The sequence below is a fragment of the Ureibacillus endophyticus genome, from assembly GCF_024159215.1.
GTDB classification, from domain to species: domain Bacteria; phylum Bacillota; class Bacilli; order Bacillales_A; family Planococcaceae; genus Ureibacillus; species Ureibacillus endophyticus.
Map to the genome: position 1 here is coordinate 2,118,212 of NZ_JAMYWW010000001.1, position 17,434 is coordinate 2,135,645.

21 protein-coding genes are annotated in these 17,434 nt (G+C 33.8%); 4 read left to right on the plus strand and 17 right to left on the minus strand.

Annotated elements, in window-relative coordinates; genetic code table 11:
* Positions 1-8 precede the first annotated feature (8 nt).
* Complete coding sequence (locus tag NKR20_RS10380; protein ID WP_253426308.1) at positions 9-1,634, plus strand: PucR family transcriptional regulator; 1,626 nt, start codon at positions 9-11, stop codon at positions 1,632-1,634.
* A gap of 91 nt (positions 1,635-1,725) precedes the next feature.
* Here NKR20_RS10380 and NKR20_RS10385 read toward each other — a convergent pair whose 3' ends face one another.
* The 6 genes from NKR20_RS10385 to NKR20_RS10410 form a co-directional block, all read right to left on the minus strand.
* Positions 1,726-2,211 (minus strand): SRPBCC domain-containing protein, encoded by a 486-nt coding sequence (locus NKR20_RS10385; RefSeq protein ID WP_253426309.1) that lies wholly within the window; start codon positions 2,209-2,211, stop codon positions 1,726-1,728.
* A gap of 99 nt (positions 2,212-2,310) precedes the next feature.
* Entirely contained in the window at positions 2,311-3,018 is a 708-nt protein-coding gene (locus NKR20_RS10390; RefSeq protein WP_121214807.1) for an ABC transporter ATP-binding protein, read from the minus strand.
* 17 nt (positions 3,019-3,035) lie between these two features.
* Positions 3,036-3,806, minus strand: coding sequence for an ABC transporter ATP-binding protein (locus NKR20_RS10395; RefSeq protein ID WP_121214808.1), 771 nt, complete (start codon positions 3,804-3,806; stop codon positions 3,036-3,038).
* 11 nt (positions 3,807-3,817) lie between these two features.
* Entirely contained in the window at positions 3,818-5,113 is a 1,296-nt protein-coding gene (locus NKR20_RS10400; RefSeq protein ID WP_121214809.1) for a branched-chain amino acid ABC transporter permease, read from the minus strand.
* A gap of 9 nt (positions 5,114-5,122) precedes the next feature.
* Entirely contained in the window at positions 5,123-6,109 is a 987-nt protein-coding gene (locus NKR20_RS10405; protein WP_121214810.1) for a branched-chain amino acid ABC transporter permease, read from the minus strand.
* Between the two features lie 81 nt (positions 6,110-6,190).
* Positions 6,191-7,414, minus strand: coding sequence for a branched-chain amino acid ABC transporter substrate-binding protein (locus tag NKR20_RS10410; protein WP_121214811.1), 1,224 nt, complete (start codon positions 7,412-7,414; stop codon positions 6,191-6,193).
* A gap of 285 nt (positions 7,415-7,699) precedes the next feature.
* On the opposite strand from NKR20_RS10410, the gene NKR20_RS10415 reads away from it, so the two are divergent.
* Positions 7,700-7,981 carry a MerR family transcriptional regulator gene (locus NKR20_RS10415; protein ID WP_121214812.1) on the plus strand — a complete coding sequence of 94 codons (282 nt, stop codon included), beginning with the start codon at positions 7,700-7,702 and terminating at the stop codon, positions 7,979-7,981.
* 199 nt (positions 7,982-8,180) lie between these two features.
* Here NKR20_RS10415 and lepB read toward each other — a convergent pair whose 3' ends face one another.
* From lepB to NKR20_RS10440, 5 genes are all read right to left on the minus strand, one after another.
* Positions 8,181-8,750 (minus strand): signal peptidase I, encoded by a 570-nt coding sequence (lepB, locus tag NKR20_RS10420; RefSeq protein ID WP_121214813.1) that lies wholly within the window; start codon positions 8,748-8,750, stop codon positions 8,181-8,183.
* Positions 8,751-8,927: 177 nt separating this feature from the next.
* Positions 8,928-9,716, minus strand: coding sequence for an ABC transporter ATP-binding protein (locus NKR20_RS10425; protein WP_253426310.1), 789 nt, complete (start codon positions 9,714-9,716; stop codon positions 8,928-8,930).
* Positions 9,717-9,727: 11 nt separating this feature from the next.
* Entirely contained in the window at positions 9,728-10,294 is a 567-nt protein-coding gene (locus NKR20_RS10430) for a GNAT family N-acetyltransferase (RefSeq protein ID WP_253426312.1), read from the minus strand.
* A gap of 100 nt (positions 10,295-10,394) precedes the next feature.
* Positions 10,395-11,534 (minus strand): FUSC family protein, encoded by a 1,140-nt coding sequence (locus NKR20_RS10435; RefSeq protein ID WP_253426314.1) that lies wholly within the window; start codon positions 11,532-11,534, stop codon positions 10,395-10,397.
* Between the two features lie 133 nt (positions 11,535-11,667).
* Positions 11,668-12,312, minus strand: coding sequence for a YccS/YhfK family membrane protein (locus tag NKR20_RS10440; RefSeq protein ID WP_253426316.1), 645 nt, complete (start codon positions 12,310-12,312; stop codon positions 11,668-11,670).
* Between the two features lie 162 nt (positions 12,313-12,474).
* On the opposite strand from NKR20_RS10440, the gene NKR20_RS10445 reads away from it, so the two are divergent.
* Positions 12,475-12,993 (plus strand): methylated-DNA--[protein]-cysteine S-methyltransferase, encoded by a 519-nt coding sequence (locus NKR20_RS10445; RefSeq protein WP_253426318.1) that lies wholly within the window; start codon positions 12,475-12,477, stop codon positions 12,991-12,993.
* Positions 12,994-13,220: 227 nt separating this feature from the next.
* Here the strand turns inward: NKR20_RS10445 and NKR20_RS10450 are convergent, their stop codons facing one another.
* From NKR20_RS10450 to NKR20_RS10465, 4 genes are read right to left on the minus strand one after another with little or no spacing between them, the layout of a single operon-like run.
* Positions 13,221-13,685 (minus strand): DUF4064 domain-containing protein, encoded by a 465-nt coding sequence (locus NKR20_RS10450; RefSeq protein WP_253426320.1) that lies wholly within the window; start codon positions 13,683-13,685, stop codon positions 13,221-13,223.
* Between the two features lie 24 nt (positions 13,686-13,709).
* On the minus strand, positions 13,710-14,054 hold the full coding sequence (gene crcB, locus NKR20_RS10455; RefSeq protein WP_253426338.1) for a fluoride efflux transporter CrcB: 345 nt from the start codon (positions 14,052-14,054) through the stop codon (positions 13,710-13,712).
* A complete protein-coding gene (locus tag NKR20_RS10460) occupies positions 14,051-14,401 on the minus strand; it encodes a fluoride efflux transporter FluC (RefSeq protein ID WP_121214820.1) in 351 nt (116 codons plus the stop codon). Before NKR20_RS10460 ends, crcB begins: the two co-directional genes overlap by 4 nt.
* Before the next feature lie 17 nt (positions 14,402-14,418).
* Entirely contained in the window at positions 14,419-14,928 is a 510-nt protein-coding gene (locus tag NKR20_RS10465; RefSeq protein WP_253426341.1) for a DUF1648 domain-containing protein, read from the minus strand.
* Positions 14,929-15,052: 124 nt separating this feature from the next.
* Here NKR20_RS10465 and NKR20_RS10470 point away from each other — a divergent pair, with 124 nt between their 5' ends.
* A complete protein-coding gene (locus NKR20_RS10470) occupies positions 15,053-15,739 on the plus strand; it encodes a VTT domain-containing protein (RefSeq protein WP_253426343.1) in 687 nt (228 codons plus the stop codon).
* Between the two features lie 31 nt (positions 15,740-15,770).
* On the opposite strand, the gene NKR20_RS10475 is transcribed toward NKR20_RS10470, so the two are convergent.
* Both NKR20_RS10475 and NKR20_RS10480 read right to left on the minus strand, forming a co-directional pair.
* Positions 15,771-16,256, minus strand: coding sequence for a chemotaxis protein CheW (locus NKR20_RS10475; RefSeq protein WP_253426346.1), 486 nt, complete (start codon positions 16,254-16,256; stop codon positions 15,771-15,773).
* A gap of 22 nt (positions 16,257-16,278) precedes the next feature.
* Positions 16,279-17,391, minus strand: a complete 1,113-nt coding sequence (locus tag NKR20_RS10480) for a M20/M25/M40 family metallo-hydrolase (protein ID WP_253426349.1) — start codon at positions 17,389-17,391, stop codon at positions 16,279-16,281.
* Positions 17,392-17,434: the final 43 nt, after the last annotated feature.

Genomic DNA, 17,434 nt, shown 5'->3' on the forward strand with positions numbered 1-17,434 from the left:
GTATCATTATGCAATTTACTATAAGAGATTTATTATCCATTCCTTTACTATCATCTGCAAAACTATTATCAGCAAATAATATTATTTCATCACAAGCAATCGAATCAGTTACCGTTATGGAAATTCCAGTTGAAGACTTCATAAAAAGAAACGAACTCGTTTTAACTACTGCCATAGGTTGTGGGAATAATCCTGAATTATTCCTCACATATGTTAAAGATGTTCACTCTTCAGGTGCTGCAGCAATGGCAATTGCCGTAGGTGGACATGTCCATTACATCCCAGATGAAGTAATCAATTATTGTAAATCTGTTAATTTTCCATTAATTGAGCTTCCTTGGGAAATTCGCTTTTCAGATATTCTTAAAATTATTTTGGAACAGTTAAATTGCTGGGAGCAACAATCAATTAATAAAGCTGATACCCTCCAAAGAGAACTTTTAAAACTCTATTTAGATAATCACCCTATCGACGAAGTTATAAAGTTTTTATCAAAAGAATTTCAAATGGATGTTGAATTAAAATGTAAAGAACAAATTGAAAATAGCAATAGTTTAAACGAAATCTCTGAGTTAATAAGCACTGACCAACCTGACATTATACGATACGATAATGGAAAGTTTTTGCAAATCGTTCCAATCAGTCCGTTATTAAATCAGGATCCATTCATAATTCTTTTTAAATCCAGAAAATTAAATGCAAAACCCATCCCTACATCAATTTTAAATTGTATCGTCTCAATTTTAACCTTATGGATTCAAAAAAAAATGACTACGATGATTTCTAAGAATAAAGAAAAGAATGAATATATTAAAAGCCTTTTAAACGGTAGTTGGACAGAAAAAGAAGCCTTCATCAATCAAGGGAAAAAACTTGGATTCGAAGTGAATCTTCCTTATATTTGTGTTGTTGGATTTCCTGAAAAACTAAAAGAGTTTTATATACTTCATAAAAAAGAATCTATTCAAGAAATAGAAAAAGATTTTAAAAGAACTTTCTCAGAAATCATAGAGAACATTAGTAAAAAATTAAAGAAGCGTGTTATTTACACGTACCAAAGGGATTTGGTTATCATTTTCCTAGAATGTGATTTTCAAGAGGCAAATCATGAAGTCAATTACTTCTTAGATTTAATCGATACCTTTGTAGAACAAAACCATATACCTTCTATTTCGTGGGGTATTGGAGAAAACTATACTGGTAACTTAACGTTTCATCTAGGTTTTAAAAACGCTCGCACTGCCCTTGAGATTGGAAGAAGTCATAAGGGACCTGGCACAAGAAACACATTCGCAAGTACAGGCATCTATCGATTATTGATTTCAATATCCAATAATTCGATGTCAACGGAATTGATGCATTCTACAATAGGTGCAATTGCTACGTATGATAAAAATAACGGTTTGGATTTGATAGATACACTCTCATCCTATATTTATCATCAAGGGAATGTTAGTCAAACAGCGAGAGCGCTATCACTCCATCGACAATCTTTACTATATCGATTACGTAAAATAGAAGCGTTAACGAATCGATCATTAAACGATCCTGATGATATTTTCTTACTCCAATTTTGTTTAAAATTATGGTCTGTTCGTTTTGAAAATAACGAATCATACGCTATTGCAGAATAATTAAAAACCTATTCTATAAGGAGAAAATGTGCAATTCAATATGTTTGAATTATACATTTTCTCTTTTAAGTTTTTGACCTTAACGTTTGTTTTAAGATTTAACCTCTTCTACCAACTTCTTATACTCTTCATACCATATCTCCCATTCCTTTTCAGGGACATCATCAGGTAGGTCATTTACAAGATTGCTAAAGCGCAGCAAACAAACATGCCATCCAGCTAAATCATTAGGAGTATGATCCGTTAGGTTATTAATAAATTCTGTCATTACGAGTTTCGAGCCTTGATCTGACGGTAGGACTTCAAAGCGAACAATATCCTCTCCCCATTCAAATTCAAGGACTGACCCTTCTACATAATCTGTTATTTTAAATTTCTCAAACTTTCCAGAACCATCATTATAGTTAAAATTAATATTTCCACCCTTACTTAAATCCGTTATTTCAAGATGATCCATCCAATGTTTAAAATTTTCGTTGTTAACTAAAAGTGCCCATACGAATTCCACAGGTTTGGAATATTGCCTTTCGTATACTGCGGAAAACCCATTATCATTTTTTAATAATTTTGCTAGCATACTCCCAACTCCCTCTTCATCTATCGCTTTATTTTACACATATTTGGGACAGAAAACAAAATAAGACGGTTATCAAAAAGATAACCGTCCATGTTTTCATTAAGCTAAATATGCTTCTTTAATTTCTTCATTTTCAACTAATTCTGACCCTTTGCCACTTAAAACAATTTCACCATTTTGAATTACATATCCTCGATGAGCAATACTTAACGCTTGGTAGGCATTTTGTTCAACTAATAAAATTGTTATGCCAGAAGAATTCAATTGTAAGATAATATCAAAAATCTGTTCTACTATAATTGGGGCTAGTCCCATGGATGGTTCATCTAACATTAAAAGTTCCGGATTCATCATAAGGGCACGTCCAATAGCCAGCATTTGTTGTTCCCCACCACTCATAGTTCCACCTTTTTGGTTTAACCGTTCCTTTAATTTAGGAAAGTGAGTAAAAACTTGTTCCATTCGCTCTTGAATGACATCTTTCCCTTTCACTGAGAAAGCGCCCATTAACAAGTTTTCTTTAACGGTTAAATTGGAGAAAATTCTTCTCCCTTCTGGTACATGAGCCATCCCCAGTAATGTAGTTTGGTGTGGAGGTTTATTCGTAATTTCTTTTCCTTTATATTGAATTGTCCCTGTTTTAACTTTTGCTAAACCACTAATTGATTTGAGAGTTGTCGATTTTCCAGCACCATTACTTCCAATTAAGGTCACAATCTCCCCTTCATCAACATGAAGACTGATTCCTCTTAATGCCTGAATTGCTCCGTAGTATGTTTCAATATTGTTTACTTGAAGTACTGTCATTCTCCTTCACTCCCGTCTTAATGAACTGCTGCAGAACCTAAGTAAGCTTCAATTACTTTTGGGTTTGTCCGAATTTCTTCCGGATTTCCTTCAGCAATTTTTTCTCCATGGTCAAGCACAACGATATGTTCTGAAATTTCCATTACGAGTTTCATATCATGTTCGATTAATATCACCGTTACATTAAATTCTTGACCCATTCTCTTAATTACTTCTGTTAATTCTCTTGTTTCCTTTGGATTCATCCCGGCAGCAGGTTCATCAAGTAAAAGTAATTTGGGCTTTGTTGCGAGTGCACGGGCGATTTCCAATTTTCGTTGAGCTCCATAACTCAAATTGTTTGCTTTTTCATTTAGTAAATGATCCAACTCAAAATATTCTAATAATCGATAGGCTTCCTTTTCAGCTGATGCTTCTTCTTTTTTCGTAAAAGGTAAGTTTAATAGAATACCGAGTAAATTTGTTTTTAAGTGGGTATGCATTCCAACTAACACATTTTCAATAACAGACATTTCGCCAAAAAGTCGTATGTTTTGAAACGTTCGTGAAATCCCCTTTTTTGCTACTTCGTCTGGTTTTAAACCTACGATCGATTTCCCGTCTAATTTTATATCACCAGAAGTAGGTTGATAAACTCCTGTAATCATATTAAAAAAAGTCGTTTTCCCTGCTCCGTTAGGTCCAATAACTGCTGTAATTTTACCTTCTTCAACGGTCATCGTAATATCTTTATTAGCTGTTAATCCTCCAAACTGTTTCGTTAAGCTATTTACTTCTAAAATCGTCATTGTGATCCCCCCTATACTTGAACCTTATCAATTGGAACTGAATCTTTTTCTGTATCATTGTTCAAATGATCTGGACGGTGATCTTTCAATTTTTTCACATCAAAAATTTTGTTTTTTGCTGGAATTAATCCTTTAGGTCGATAAAGGGCAAACACAACAAGTAAAGCTCCAAAAATAAATTTTTGCATTTTTGCTGGGCTCAACGCATCCGGAATGGATAAAGCACCAGATAAACTTAATTGATTTAACCAGTTTGTTAGTTCTGTTAATACTTGTAGATTTAAGATTGTGATAACAGCTGCACCAAGAATAACTCCAGGCACACTTCCCATTCCACCTAATACAACCATTACTAAAATTGTAAATGACTCCATTAATGTAAAACTAGTTGGATCGATAAACGCTTGTTTTGCTGCAAAGACGACTCCCATAATCCCTGAAAATGAAGCCCCAAGTGCAAAAGCTAGCAATTTTGTCTTTACTAATGGAATTCCCATAGCTTGAGCTGCAATTTCATTTTCACGAACCGCTTTCCATGACCTTCCTAGTTTTGAATGCTCCAAACGTAACACTGCAAAAATCGTAAACATTAAAATAAATAACGTGACAAAGTAGAATTGATTTGGAAATGATAGAGTTATTCCAAATATTTCTGGCGGAGTAACAGATGCAATACCCATTGCACCATTCGTAATATTGATTGGACGATCGGCATTATTAAAGATGATTCGGATAATTTCACCAAATCCTAACGTTACAATCGCTAAGTAATCTCCCTTAACGCGCAACACTGGAACGCCAATAAGAACTCCTGCGATAGCCGCCATAATTCCACCAATGATTAAGAATCCCCAGAAACTCTCTCCTCCTAGAGGGAAATTTCCAAAAGGCATAAAATTACTTGCTTGTTTCGTTGCAAAAATACTATAACTATATGCTCCTACCGCGAAGAAAGCAACAAATCCTAAATCTAGTAATCCCGCCATTCCAACAACGATGTTTAACCCTAAAGCCATTGAAATATAAATACCAACCATCGTTGCAACTTCCATATACGATTGGAAGGCAGGTCCACCGCTAGATGCGAACGGAATAAGAATAAATAACAAACCAAGAGCTGTAATCCACTTCGTCACATTCTTTAAAGACATATAATGAAGAATTAATAATGACGAAAGTAAAAGTAAAAACGAAACAACTGATTTTTGAGAAAAATAGAGTGCTGCAGAAGTGACAATGATAAATAATGAAAATAAAATTACTTGCAACCATTTATTTGAAAAATACGATGCTAATTTTGCTTTCATATTCGCCACCTACACTTTCTCTGCAGTAGGTTTCCCAAGTAAACCTTCTGGCTTGAATATTAGTACTAATATAAGAATGGCAAAGGCAAATACATCTTTGTATTCCGCTCCAAATACGCCGCCTGTTAATAGTGATAGATTAGCAGAAGCAAACATTTCCATTAATCCTAATAACATACCACCTAACATGGCACCACGAATATTTCCGATACCACCCAATACCGCAGCGATAAATGCTTTTAATCCTAAAATAAATCCAATATAAGGGTCAATTGTTCCGTATTGTACAGCAAATAGAACACCTGTTGCTCCACCTAATGCTGAACCGATAAAGAATGTAATGGAAATAACTTTATTTACATTAATTGACATCAAGGAAGCAGTTTCACGATCAAGTGCAACGGCCCTCATTGCTGTTCCCCATTTTGTTTTATTAACAAAATAATCTAGTGCAACCATTAGAACAATTGCAACACCTAGTACAATTAGAAAAGAAGTTTTGATTCTAGCATCAAAGAAAATGCTTGAAATAGAAGAAGCTTTTAATGTGATTTGCTCAGAAAAAAGAGATGGTCCTGTAACAATATAGTTTCCGTTAAATAGTTCCGCAATAAAACGTACAACGTCTTGCAAAATAAATGAAATACCAATGGCAGTAATTAATGGGATTAGTCGAGGAGCATTACGTAATGGTCGGTATGCAACCCTTTCCAATCCAACGCCTACTAATCCAGTAATACTTGCCGTTAATACTAAAACAATAATTAATAGAATGAATTGTGGGATTTCAGCAGCCCATCCCATTCCCATAATTAATATAAAGAAGGCTGTACCAATAAATGCACCGGACATAAAAACTTCGCCATGGGCAAAATTGATTAGCTGTAAAATTCCGTATACCATTGTATAGCCAAGAGCAACAACCGCATAAACAGCACCGAGCGTGAGTCCGTCTACTAATACTTGAGGTAAACTCTGTAATACTTCTTGAAGCATATAATCCCTCCCTAATATAATGCATGAATACTCTAGGTATAGAAAAAGTGTTGAGAGCTAATCCCAACACCCTTTCACTCACTATTGGCCTACTTCTCCTACTTGAACTGGAGGGTAGCTAGCTTCTTCAAATTTATAAAGGAAGATTTTCGCGTTCACATTATCACCTTTTTCGTCAAAGGAAACGTCTGTTAGTGCACCTTTATAATCTTTTACAGCTCGAACAGCTTCTGCTACTTTATCTTTTGATGGAAGTTCACCATTATTCGCTTTGATTGCACTTTCCAAACCTGTTAAAAATACACCCATTGAGTCGTATCCATAAACAGAGAAGCCTTCAGGGTCTTTATTAAATTTCGCTTTATAGTCTTCTACGAATTTTTTACCAGATTCTGTTGCTGTGCTATCCCCTGCTACAGATGTAATATACGTATTTTTCACTGCTTCACCAGCAATATCTACTAATCCAGATGAGTCCATACCATCTCCACCCATGAACGGAACATCGATTCCTTTATCACGAGCTTGTTTGATGATAATACCACCTTCAGAATATAGACCACCGAAGAATACTAAGTCCGGTTTTTTATTCAAAATTTGGTTTACTACACCATTAAAGTCTTTCTCACCAATTGTAATACCTTCATAACCTACAATTTCAGCACCTGCTTCTTCAGCCGCAGCAATAAAGGCATCAGCTAAACCTGTACCATAAGCCGTTTTATCTTGAATTACAAAGATTTTCTTTGCACCTAATTCATTAATTGCATAATTAGCACCAGCAGGACCTTGGAAATCATCGCGACCAACGATACGGTTTACTGTTTTTAAGCCGCGCTCAGTAATTTCCACAGCTGTATTTGCTGGAGAAACCATTGCAATGCTATATTTCTCATAAACTTCTGAAGATGGGATTGCTACACCTGAGTTATAGTGACCAATAACACCGTAAATTTGTTCATCGGCACCTATTAAGTTAGCATTAGATACACCTTTTTTCGGGTCACCTTGATCATCATATGGCTCTAGTTGAAGCGTATAGCCCAGTTCTTCAAATTTCGCTTGTTCTTCTTCTAACTTTAATTGAGCACCAAGTTTGATTGCCTCACCAATGATTGCTGATCCACCAGATAATGGGGATTGAGTCGCAATTTTTATAACTTTTGTACCTTCAGCTGGCTCGGTATTCGTTGGTGTCGTAGAAGATGATGAACTACTCGATCCTGAATCTGATGAACATGCTGCTAAAATACCAATCGATAATACACCTGAGAGAAGAACACCAAATGTTTTGTTCAATTTCATAGTAAACCCCCTATTTCTTTTTCTATTTTCTAGTACTAAATTCGCACTAGTTCTATTTAAGTATAGTTTTGGAAGTAATTTAACACATCAAGTTTGTCAGAAGTTCTAACATGATTTTTTTATTTCGACACTTTTATACAAAAATAGTATCGAAAATTGGATTTTGACTATCATTATGTTAAGAAAATTTACATGTTTGCCTATTAATATATTGTCACAGCCTTCAAATAAATGTAAAATGATAGAAAAAGTTATCAGAATCTTTCGAAAAGAAGGTGTTTGCAAATGCCGAACAGCGATTATCGTAGTAAAAAAGTTATATCTATTGGAACGGTAAGTGAATTAACAGGACTTTCTGAAAGACAAATACGCTATTACGAAACGAGAAAACTCATTTTTCCAGAAAGATCAAAAACAGGTATACGAAAATATTCTTTTTTAGACATTGAAAGATTAATCGAAATTGCAAATCACCTAGAGGAAGGAGTATGGACACAAGAGATACGAAAGGAATTAAAACGGAGAGAGCAATTAAATATGCAAGAGGTTTCATCATCCCTACTTTAAGTAAAATAATAAAATCGCTAAATCAATTATTTTCAAAAAGTAAAAGGACTTAGTTAATCTAAGTAAACTAAGTCCTTTTAAATACCTTATAAGAGATTCTACAATAGCCTCTTAACAAAAAAACGGACAGATGATTTGTTGGTAATCACCTGTCACATTAAAGTATGTAATGAATCCTTTTTTATTTGTTAGAAAAATTCTAGTTGATTCTTTTTTCCTCAGCACCCCAAAATACTTTTAATTCACGAATCGGATATATTCGAAATTTCGATTCTCCTAGTATCGCATCCATTGAAATTAAACCAAAATGGCGGCTATCAGAGCTTCTTAAACGATTATCTCCTAAAACAAATAGATAATTTTCAGGAACTTTACTCTCACCCGTTAATTCTTCTAAAGTAAAGTTTTCTGTAATTCTTTTTTGAAATGGATTATCCGTGCTTCGATTTACATAAGGTTCTTCATATTCAATCCCATTTATAATCAATATGTCATCCTTCATTTCTACTGTATCACCAGGAAGACCAATTACTCGCTTTATGTAGTATTCATCTTCATAGGGTGCTTTAAAAACGACATGATCAAAACGGTCGATATCACTTATTTTACTAATAATAATTACATCTTGATTTTCGTATGTAGGCATCATTGAGGCACCTTTAACAACAAGGGGAGATACAACAAACTCTCGGCAAAAAAATGCAATGATTATGCCAAAAAATATTGCCACTAACCATGATTGAAATTCACTTTTTGGTCTAGACTGCATATAATTTCCCCCCTCATTTGTACCAATTATTAATATTTTATAATAAAGCGTTAATAAAAAGAAATATTGTCAGAAAATTTTAATGCAAATGTATTCTATTTGTAACAAAAGATATTTTTTCCAACTTTAACAAATTAGTATAAATCTATTATTTCGCCTACTCAAATATGAATCCTGTTATTTTATTTGTTCTTTAGCTTTTAATGCAAGCCATGTTCTATTTTGTTCTACTTGAACTGATACAGGGTGATTGTAAAATTTAGATAAGGTCGCTTCTGTTAATAAATCTTTCGATGGACCTTGAGCAAAAACTTCACCTTTCCTTAATAAAAGCGTATGAGTAAAACATGGCAATATCTCTTCAACATGATGGGTGACATAAATTAAAGTTGGGCAATCTGCTTTAGCCGAAAGTGTATTAATTATTTCTAGTAATTCTTCGCGAGCAAGAAGGTCTAATCCGTTACAAGGTTCGTCTAAAATTAGAATTTTAGGATTTGCCATTAATGCCCTAGCAATTAGTAATCGTTGGCGCTCTCCCTGGGATAAAAAACCATATTCTTCATCTTCTAAATGTTCACAACCTAATAATTGCATGAAATTTAACGCTTGTTGAACCTCTTCTTGTTCAACAGCCTGCCATAATCCAATGGAAGCAAACTTTCCACTTAATACAACACTCAAACCTGTCTCATAATCTTTAATTTTATGTTGTAACGAACTACTAACCAACCCAATTTCTTTTCGAACATCCGGAATATAAGATTTACCAAAAACATTTCCTAGTACTTCTACAGTCCCATATTGAGGGAAAATGTAACCATTGATAATATCTAAAATTGTCGTCTTACCAGAACCATTTAATCCAAGAATGGACCAGTGCTGACCTTTTTCAACTTTCCAGCTTACATTTTTTAAAATATCTTTTTGATTTCGATAATAACGTACATTTTGTATTGAGATCATTTTTACACCTACTATTTTAATAATTGTTCAATATATTGTTTCGTCTCTGGCCACTCATCTTTTGTGATACTATACATCACCGTATGTCGAATCGTACCATCTTTGCGAACCATATGATTTCGTAAAATTCCTTCCTTCTTGGCACCAATTCGTTCAATTGCCTTTTGAGAACGGAAATTTTCATGATCTGTCTTAATTTGAACTCTATTCCATTCTAAAACTTCAAAACAATAACTTAGTAGTAAATACTTACAATTTGTATTGATTGCAGTTCTCCAATAACTAGGAGTTAACCAAGTGAAGCCAATTTCTCCTCGCTTATGTTTTTTATCAATATCCATTAATTTAGTAGAACCAATTATTTTATTAGTTTGACCATCAATAATGACAAGTGGGATTTCGGTACCAGTTTCTTTTGTTTTTAATGCACTTTCAACATACTTTAAAACATCTTCCTTACCATTCACATTAATAGACATATGCGTCCAAATTTCAGGATATTTTGCTACTTCATAAATCGCATCAACATCTTCTAATTGCATCGGTCTAAGCTTTACAAGACTATTCTCTATCAACATTTTTACTCCCCCTTACTACTAACTATTTTAATACAACATAGTTAATATTTTTTAATTATTTGAAAATAAAATAAAAACATTCATAAAAAAATCCTCTTTCCTATTTAGAAAGAGGACTTGTACTTTTTTTGATTAAATTTTTCTGTAATTGTTCTAACGTTTCTTTTATACCAGGAGCACTATTGACTAAAGGGATGTCGCAAATAGGTATATTTTCTTTTCGCTCTGCGGCATAGGCCATCCCTTCAATTGCTAATAATATTTTCGCTAGTTGTTCTTCTTCTATTTTATGCGTCTTAGATCGAGAACTTTTTTCTAATAAAAATGATATTTCTTGTATTGAATGAATAATTGGCCAGTAATATTCCAAAGCTTTTTTATCCTTTGGAATTTCACCGGTTGCAGCATCATAAACCGTTTTCAGATTCTTAATATTTGTATCCATTTTATTAAACTCAATATTTTTCCCGTATTCTTTATAGATTTTTTTATTAGAAAATACTACATAAAAAACTTGAGCTTGACTTCTTAGTGTTTTCGAAATGAGATGTGGTAATCTACTTGATGCAGATTTTCTACCTATTACCCAAACTCCAATAAGTCCAATTGCAACGCCAATAAAAACATCAATTAATCGTGTAGTGGCAAAATAGAAAAAAGAATAATCTCCTACAGTACCAGCTTCAGCCATAATTAATGCATTCGGAGTAAAAAATAATGCAGCTAAGCCATAATTTTTTACAATAAACAACTCAGTTACAAAGGTAAATAATGCCACAAAAAGTGCAATAAAATAACCTGATGGATGAAAAGCTAAAATAACACTGGCAAAGAGAATTCCAAAGATTGTACCCAAACTTCTTTGAATGGCGCGATGGAATGTTGCAACTACGGTTATACCTGACATAACTGCTGCACAAGACAACGGTACCCAAAATGAGCGATTAAAATGAAATTCATAGGCAATAAAAGCAGCAATAAAAGTAAAAATTCCGAATCGTAAAGCATTGATTAAAATAATCGAATTTTTATCAAAAGCACCTATTAATACACGTTTTACATTCGGTGTAGCAAAATGAAATTCTTTAATAGTAGTGTTAGAATCGGATAAATACGCTTTTGCATTGGAAAGTTCGTTAATAAGCAATAATGTATGTTCATTCGGTCTGTCTATCTGCGGTAATTGAATAAGTTTCGATGCACTTTCAAGATCCTTTGAATCTAATACTCGTGCAATCATCCTCAATGTACTCTTTCGAATGTTGAATGTTGTTTCCTTCTACAATACTTACGTACATTTTATTTGCAATATTATTCAATACATATAGCTGATTATATAATTTTGATTCATGCCAAGATAAATAGGCAGAAGCTTACGTTTGGCTCGTATCTTTTATACTATTCATTACTTGGTGTTGTGCATCATTCATTTTATCAGTGCCTAGTACTTCTAATAGCTGTGCTAAAGCGATATACGTTGATTTTACTGCCCTTTTTTCTGGTCCATGAGGATTAAAAAACCAACCTACCATGGCGATACACCATGATAAAGCACCACTCATTAATATTAAGCCAGCACGTATAAAAGCTTCTTCGGGTGCGATAGGCATACCCGTAGTCATCGCAAATATTAATACAAAAAAGATTGCAGAAGGACCAATAAAACGAAAGGCCCCAAATAGAAAAATGGCTGTGGCACCAATCACCCCCATAGTGATGGCAGAGATAATTGGATAAGGAGCTAAAATTGTTCCTAAAAATACTGCAAGGGTGATCCCAAGTACAACCCATGCTAATTTTTTAGCAAGTTGAGCATATGGAATTGGAAAAACATATAGATAAGTAAACCCACCTAATGCAGCAATTAATCCATATTCTAAATTTCCCAATAAAAGCAACACTAATATTGGTATCCCGGAAGCAAGCCCCGCTAAAAAAGCTTTTAACCAAGGGAAAGGTTTTTTATCCACCAATAACGCTTGTTTAAAAATCGAAGGTGATTTGACTGTTTCGTTCATAAATATCTCCTAAAAACTAATCCATATCTATTCTTTATAAATTGAACAATGTTCGTGTGATTCAATTATTGGTCAAAATATGGTATATGATAACACAAAGTGAGGAAGTCGAAATAAATTCCTCATAATTCATGTTAAAATAGTGATTATGGAGGAATTAATATGACCGAAACAATAATTTACTGGGATTCATTTACATATAAACATTGGAAAGTTTATTTGGCTGCAACAAATAACGGTCTTTGTTTTCTAGGTACACACCATTCTTCCTACGACGAACTAGTAAAATGGTGTAAAAAGCAATTTCCAAATAGCCGTATACTCGAAAATAGTAGTCAGCTACTACCTTATGAAGAAGAACTTGTTGAATATTTCGAAGGCAAAAGGAAAAATTTCACCTTTTCCTTTGATATTAGAGGAACATCATTTCAAATGGATGTTTGGGAAGCTTTAAATCAAATTCCTTATGGACAAACGAAATGTTACTCAGATATTGCACAAATGATTGGTAATCCAAAAGCAGTTCGAGCTGTTGGAACTGCCATTGGTAAAAACCCATTATCGATAATTATCCCGTGTCATCGTGTCCTTGGTAAAAATGGTACTTTGACAGGATACAGTGGTGGACTTGATGTAAAAGAATTGTTATTGCAACATGAAGGCATTCCATATAAAAAATAGAATAGGCTAAGACATAAGTAGGTACAAAAATTTAGCTATAAAAATATAAAAGGGAAGAGTCAAGCTGTCGGCATTCGCCTTTTGCTACTACTAGAGCTAGCCACGAGGATGCTTGAGCTATCCCTAGATGCATGTCCACGTAACGGTAATCAGTTTTCATCAAACAAAAAAGTACTATTTTCCATATAAGGAAAAATAGTACTTTAATTTTGTTCCTGACCTGTTAATTATTCGATAATGTATCCATTTTCATCACGAACTTCAATTGGTGTTGAGTTTTTTGGTTTTCTAACAAAACACATAATTGCTGCAATAAGAAGTAGAATACCAGATAAAGAAATAATTCCAGATAATACACATCCTATAATAAATAATATCCCTGCTAATTTCGGATTAGCATTTACTTTTATTGCTCCGACAATAGCTAAGACAATACTAATAAGTCCTAACACTACAAATACCCAACCAATTGTACTAATAAAATCGATGAATTCTCCCATAAAATTAACACTGTCTGCAATTTCTTGCTCTGTTAATCCGGATTGAGCTAATGAATTTTCGATTTCTATGTTGACTTGTGGATCATTTACAACCATCTTACTACCAATTAACATAAGGATTAAAATACCTACAGAAATAATATTTAACACTACAGAAATAATACTTAATGCTTTTTCACCTGTTCTCTTCATACAGACCACCTTTTAAAATTACTTTTACAAACTCCAACCAACCCAGAAACAAAGCAACCCGCCTAAAATATTTACCAATACATACAAAAAACTTTTTACTAATTGTTTTTGGTTTACAAGTTTCACAACCTCAAAAGAAAAAGTTGAGAAAGTCGTAAATCCACCGAGCATTCCAATAGTAAAAAATGAAAGTGCAATTTTGTTGTCTATCTCCCACACATGTGTTAAGCCAATGAAGAAAGATCCTATTAAATTGACAAGTACCGTTGCCCAATAAGAAGGAGTTGCCATCTTCGTTATTAGAATTTGAACACTATATCGTAATGTAGCACCTAATCCTCCACCAACTGCAACCAGTAGCCAAATCATGTCTCTTTCCTCCGAACTAATAGATAGCCGATAAACGCTGCACTTACACTAGCTAACGTCATCCCAAAGATATATGCAGTACCTCTAAACGACTCTTCTAGTAACATATTAAAAGAAGTCTCAGAAAATGTAGAAAAAGTCGTAAACGTCCCTAACATACCCGTGGTAAAAAACAATTTTAGTTTACTTTCCTTTTTTTCAAAAAATCCATTGAGACAACCTAAAATAAAGCTTCCTAGCACATTTACAATCCATAACATAACCGTTGTACCAACAACAAGTTGAATTTCATACCGAATGATTGCCCCTATCATTCCACCTAAAAATACTTGAATAATATTTTGCAAAATCTGTTCCCCATCTTTTATTTAATTTTTTTCTGTTGATAAATCCCGATAATGATTACGCTGGTAATCACCAATAGAAATATAGGCATAAACCCTACTCCAAGAGATTGAATATCCCCTTTCGAAACTCTTACGATTTGAATAATTAAGTAAGCAAACAACAATAAACAAATATTTTTTACAACATTTAATAATTTTCTACTTTGAAGATAAAACTGTTCAACATTTGTTTCATTCAGTCTCTTAGGGTAATTATGCATATGGGGGGCTTTTTCTAAAAGACTCATTAACACAAATTGAAATGTCCCGATGATTGGTAATATAACTATCTCGTACTTTGAGCCCCATCTGTCAACATCACCACTTGCATTAAAATGGCCGGGAATTTGCTCTGGTATAACATTCCAATTAATAAGAACATATAATACAGATAACACAAATAAACCAAAACCAATTATATCACTAATTTTTTCTAATTTTGTTTTTGGGATATGAAGTATTGGACGATACGGTAAATTATTATTCAAAAACATCTCCTCCCTAGTTTACGAATACAATCTTCCTCTATTGAATACGAATACTATAATTTAAAAGTTTCATCATTTGGGTACACTTTACAAAGGATATCTAGTCAGATTGGAGATTGGTACCATGAGTATAGCGAATATACTAGATTTTTTGCATAGTTTGGATACCGAGCTTTTTGAATACATCGAGCAACTAGGGGTTATGATTTATTTAATTTTATTTTTAATTGTCTTTGGAAAAACAGGATTTGTCATTTTAACGTTTCTACCTGGGGATTCTCTTGTTTTTGCCAGTGGAACGATAGCTGCGATGGATCGTTTAAATCTGTTTATTTTATTAATTCTCTTCTTTTCTGCAACATCACTAGCAGATAGTAATAACTACTTCATTGGAAGAATATTAAGTAAATCGTCATTAAATCAAAAATTATTTTTGAAAATTATTCCTCCAACATCTATTGAAAAGGCAAAGGAATTTTTATTAGAGTATGACCGAGTTGCCATTACCTTTTCACGATTTATTCCGCTTATGCGAACAATGACGCCATTTATCTGTGGCTTTACAGGTCTGCCATATAAAAACTTTGTGCGTTATAATATTATCGGCGCTTTTATTTGGACATCAATTTGGCTCGGGACGGGCTATGCACTTGGTAATATATCATGGATTGAAAATAACCTTCTTTTTACATTGTCTTGTATTACGATGATTATGTTCATTCCAAGTATTTACGGCTTCTTTATTCAGTTCCGTAAAAAACATATTAATAATGAGGAAGCATTAAAAGAAGAAGCTAATCGAATCGACTAGCTTCTTTTCTTGTATTAAAATATCCCATTATTTAAGCGTTTACGTTTTTTTCATTTTCGAGCATCTTATGTAAATACTCGATAATTTCTCGAATTCCTTCTAATGAATTCACTAATATTTTCGGGTCTACACATGTAATCATACGATGCTCTAAGTTTGCTACAGCTGTAAAATAGCGAGTCTTCGAATAATTTACAAGACCTACTTGTTGAATTTCCGATGGTGAAAAGTTCAAGATTTCCTTAGCTTCATCTACAACTAGTGCATAGTTTACAATGTCCGTATTTAATACAATCATTCGGCACTGTTCCCCAATACTTTGTCTATTGTATAGAATTCGATTAAAATCAATCACTGGAATTAATTCTTCACGAACTCTAGAGAAGCCTAATAAATAATTTGGTAAATGCGGAATTGGAGTAATACGACCTAATTTCTCTATTGATACGACTTGTTCAACAGGTAACGCATATTCTTCATTTCCACAACGAAATATAACAGTTTTTTCAAACGTCATAACTTCACCTCTCATAAAAGAGTTATTTTGCAGAACATTTTACTATTTCAACTAATAAATCGGCTAATTTTTCTAATTCTTCAATAGGCATTCGTTCATTTGTTGTATGAATTTCTTCATATCCAACAGAAAGGTTTACAGTTGGAATTCCAAAACCTGAGATGACGTTTGCATCACTTCCGCCACCTGATTGACCAAGCATCACTTCTCGGCCAATGTTTTGAACAGCTTGCATTGCGACTTGTACCACTTTATCCTCTTTTGTTACAGAGAAGCCTGGATACATTAATTTTACTGAAACTTGCGCACTGCCACCTAAATCTTTAGACACCTGTTCAAATGTTTCTTTCATATGTGCGATTTGTTGATCAAGTTTTTCTTTCACAATTGAACGAGCTTCAGCTAATATATAAACTTCATCACAAACGATATTTGTTGCTTTTCCACCTTCGAATCGGCCAATATTTGCCGTCGTATCTTCATCAATTCTACCGAGATTCATTTTTGCAATGGCTTTAGAAGCAAGCGTAATGGCAGAAATCCCTTTCTCTGGTGCCACTCCAGCATGAGCTGTTTTCCCGAATATTTTTGTTTCAATTTTCGCTTGGTATGGTGCTGCAGTTACGATGCCACCTACTTTTCCGTCACTGTCCACAGCAAAACCGTATTTTGCGATAATATGTTCAGGGTTTAATTCCTTTGCACCAGCTAATCCACTTTCTTCACCTGCAGTAATAACGAATTGGATTGTGCCATGTTCAATATTTTGTTCCTTTAATCGACGTGCCATTTCAAATAATGCTGCCATTCCCGCTTTATCATCGGCACCTAAAATTGTTGTTCCATCTGAATAAATGTAGCCATCTTCACGAATTTCTGGTTTAATGCCTACTCCAGGTACAACAGTATCCATATGCACTGTGAAGTAAATAGGCTCCACATCTAATGTTCCTTTTAATGTTGCAATAATGTTGCCCGCTGCATGACCGTTACGAGTATGAGCATCGTCTTGAAAAACTTCAAATCCCATTTCCTCTAACTTTTTCACTAAAATAGGTGCAATTACTTCTTCATGTTTTGTTTCTGAATCAATTTGCACCAATTCTAAAAATTCGTTTACTAAACGGCTGTTCATATTGTAAAACTCCCTTATTTGTTAATACTTCCTTATTTTACGC

What these genes read in the sequence shown, in the direction of transcription:
- NKR20_RS10480 (WP_253426349.1), bottom strand. Translation starts at nt 17,391, where the DNA reads ATGAACAGCCGTTTAGTAAACGAATTTTTAGAATTGGTGCAAATTGAT.
- NKR20_RS10475 (WP_253426346.1), bottom strand. Translation starts at nt 16,256, where the DNA reads ATGACGTTTGAAAAAACTGTTATATTTCGTTGTGGAAATGAAGAATAT.
- NKR20_RS10405 (WP_121214810.1), bottom strand. Translation starts at nt 6,109, where the DNA reads ATGCTTCAAGAAGTATTACAGAGTTTACCTCAAGTATTAGTAGACGGA.
- NKR20_RS10390 (WP_121214807.1), bottom strand. Translation starts at nt 3,018, where the DNA reads ATGACAGTACTTCAAGTAAACAATATTGAAACATACTACGGAGCAATT.
- NKR20_RS10380 (WP_253426308.1), top strand. Translation starts at nt 9, where the DNA reads ATGCAATTTACTATAAGAGATTTATTATCCATTCCTTTACTATCATCT.
- NKR20_RS10425 (WP_253426310.1), bottom strand. Translation starts at nt 9,716, where the DNA reads ATGATCTCAATACAAAATGTACGTTATTATCGAAATCAAAAAGATATT.
- lepB (WP_121214813.1), bottom strand. Translation starts at nt 8,750, where the DNA reads ATGCAGTCTAGACCAAAAAGTGAATTTCAATCATGGTTAGTGGCAATA.
- NKR20_RS10395 (WP_121214808.1), bottom strand. Translation starts at nt 3,806, where the DNA reads ATGACGATTTTAGAAGTAAATAGCTTAACGAAACAGTTTGGAGGATTA.
- NKR20_RS10415 (WP_121214812.1), top strand. Translation starts at nt 7,700, where the DNA reads ATGCCGAACAGCGATTATCGTAGTAAAAAAGTTATATCTATTGGAACG.
- NKR20_RS10450 (WP_253426320.1), bottom strand. Translation starts at nt 13,685, where the DNA reads ATGAAGAGAACAGGTGAAAAAGCATTAAGTATTATTTCTGTAGTGTTA.
- NKR20_RS10410 (WP_121214811.1), bottom strand. Translation starts at nt 7,414, where the DNA reads ATGAAATTGAACAAAACATTTGGTGTTCTTCTCTCAGGTGTATTATCG.
- NKR20_RS10430 (WP_253426312.1), bottom strand. Translation starts at nt 10,294, where the DNA reads ATGTTGATAGAGAATAGTCTTGTAAAGCTTAGACCGATGCAATTAGAA.
- crcB (WP_253426338.1), bottom strand. Translation starts at nt 14,054, where the DNA reads ATGATTTGGCTACTGGTTGCAGTTGGTGGAGGATTAGGTGCTACATTA.
- NKR20_RS10470 (WP_253426343.1), top strand. Translation starts at nt 15,053, where the DNA reads ATGAGTATAGCGAATATACTAGATTTTTTGCATAGTTTGGATACCGAG.
- NKR20_RS10385 (WP_253426309.1), bottom strand. Translation starts at nt 2,211, where the DNA reads ATGCTAGCAAAATTATTAAAAAATGATAATGGGTTTTCCGCAGTATAC.
- NKR20_RS10440 (WP_253426316.1), bottom strand. Translation starts at nt 12,312, where the DNA reads ATGAACGAAACAGTCAAATCACCTTCGATTTTTAAACAAGCGTTATTG.
- NKR20_RS10435 (WP_253426314.1), bottom strand. Translation starts at nt 11,534, where the DNA reads ATGATTGCACGAGTATTAGATTCAAAGGATCTTGAAAGTGCATCGAAA.
- NKR20_RS10445 (WP_253426318.1), top strand. Translation starts at nt 12,475, where the DNA reads ATGACCGAAACAATAATTTACTGGGATTCATTTACATATAAACATTGG.
- NKR20_RS10400 (WP_121214809.1), bottom strand. Translation starts at nt 5,113, where the DNA reads ATGAAAGCAAAATTAGCATCGTATTTTTCAAATAAATGGTTGCAAGTA.